1 protein-coding gene is annotated in these 403 nt (G+C 69.7%); it reads right to left on the bottom strand.

Annotated features, from left to right (window positions below; genetic code table 11):
* Positions 1-110 precede the first annotated feature (110 nt).
* The coding region (locus GWK61_RS55460; protein ID WP_194922401.1) for an SDR family oxidoreductase at positions 111-403 on the bottom strand (293 nt) is incomplete at its 5' end.

Here is a 403-nt window from a genome sequence, read left to right as displayed (position 1 = left end):
ATCATAGACTGGCTCGCCACACTCACCACCCTCGCCGACTGACCAGCGACGACGAGAGCGCCTGCGGCGGCGGTGCCTGCGACAGCGACCGCCCCACCGCCGGCAAGTGCTCACAGCTGCGAAGCGCCGCCATCCACCACGAGCTCAGCACCGGTCGTGTACGTGGCGTCGAAGGCCAGGAAAGCGAAGGCCTTCGCGATCTCCATGGGCTCACCGAAGCGCAGCATCGGGTTGTTCACCCGCATCTGCTCCTCCACCTCCGCCCGAGCCGCCTCCGGCAGCACCTTGCCCAGGATGCCGGTGGCGATCGGCCCGGGACTGATGGCGTTGACCCGGATCCCCCGCGGCAGCAGCTCACGGGCCATGCTGCGGGTCAGGGAACGCACCGCGGCCTTGGTGGCGG

Origin of the sequence: Catenulispora rubra (assembly GCF_015356825.1) — a bacterium.
Taxonomy (GTDB): Bacteria; Actinomycetota; Actinomycetes; order Streptomycetales; family Catenulisporaceae; genus Catenulispora; species Catenulispora rubra.
The sequence above is the reverse complement of the archived record's forward strand: the minus strand, read 5'-3'. Positions and strand labels throughout refer to the sequence as shown.